Origin of the sequence: Mesorhizobium sp. M7A.F.Ca.US.002.01.1.1, assembly GCF_004022955.1 — a bacterium.
In the GTDB taxonomy this organism is placed as follows: domain Bacteria; phylum Pseudomonadota; class Alphaproteobacteria; order Rhizobiales; family Rhizobiaceae; genus Mesorhizobium; species Mesorhizobium ciceri.
In genome coordinates, this window is sequence record NZ_RZQE01001061.1 from 1 (window position 1) to 447 (window position 447).

A 447-nucleotide genomic window follows, 5' to 3' on the forward strand; every position below is an offset into this window, starting at 1 on the left:
ACTTCAACCCGTTCATCGCCGCAGGCGCGCTCGGCCAGACGATCGACGATTACAATGGTGACGCGTTCGACCACGGCGCGCTGGACTTCGTCGGCGGTGCGGGCATCAACTGCATTCCCACCAACGGGCGCCCGATCGGAACCAGGCCGACCCTGCCCGGCACGCCGAAATGGGGCAGCGCCTGGAAGAAGGCAACGGTCGAGGGCTACAAGAGCACGCTTGGCTACTCGTCCCAGGGAAGCAGCTACGCGACGCGCAACAACTACCTCGACCTCGACCCGACCTACAAGGACCGTTTCGGGCGGCCGCTGATGCGCATGACGTTCGATTTTCCCGACAACGACATCCGCATGTCGAACTATGTCTGCGACCGGATGGAGGAAATCGCCAAGGCGCTCGGCGGAAAGCAGTACGCCGTCAGCCGCCGCAAGAAAGGCTGGGACCTGT

1 pseudogene is annotated in these 447 nt (G+C 63.5%); it reads left to right on the forward strand.

The window, feature by feature from the left end:
- Positions 1–447 (forward strand): annotated as a pseudogene (locus tag EN932_RS37700) (GMC family oxidoreductase); the annotation flags it as partial.